This window comes from Vibrio sp. 2130-1, from assembly GCF_033339515.1.
Window position 1 is genome coordinate 1 of sequence record NZ_JAWOUT010000360.1, and the last position, 651, is coordinate 651.

Here is a 651-nt window from a genome sequence, read left to right on the forward strand (position 1 = left end):
CAGAAATGAGCATGCACATGGCGCTTGCGACATCTCTGGCAAGCATCATCGTCACATCAGGTTCTTCTGCTCTCAACCATCTTAAACTTGGCAACGTAGATATGTTTGTTGTGAAGTGGCTAATGCCCGGAGTGGTGATTGGCGGCTTTGTTGGTGCCAACATTGCCGAATGGATCCCAACTCATTACTTGCCGAAAGTATTTGGTGTCATTGTACTGTGTCTAGCTGTGCAGATGTTCCGATCTATTAAAGTAAAAAGTGAGAAGCCAATGCCGAGTAGTCCGGTCACTATGATGTACGGAACGGGAATTGGTGTGGTTTCGAGCTTAGCTGGTATCGGTGGTGGTTCTTTATCGGTGCCTTTTCTCAACAAGCACGGCGTAGAAATGCGTAAAGCGGTCGGCTCATCGTCAGTTTGTGGCTGCATCATCGCCATCTCTGGCATGATAGGCTTTATTTTGCACGGCTATAAGGTTGAAGGCTTACCTGCGTACAGTATTGGTTATGTTTACCTTCCTGCGTTACTTGCGATTGCAATGACTTCGATGTTGACTACGAAAGTGGGGGCGAAGCTCGCGACCAATCTTCCTACTGCGGTATTAAAGAAAATATTCGCAATATTCTTAATGTTTGTTGCAGCAACAATGCTGC

At 46.4% G+C, this 651-nt stretch carries 1 protein-coding gene; it reads left to right on the forward strand.

What is annotated here, in order from left to right:
* The coding region (locus R7Q09_RS26230) for a sulfite exporter TauE/SafE family protein (protein ID WP_318143954.1) at positions 1–651 on the forward strand (651 nt) is incomplete at both ends.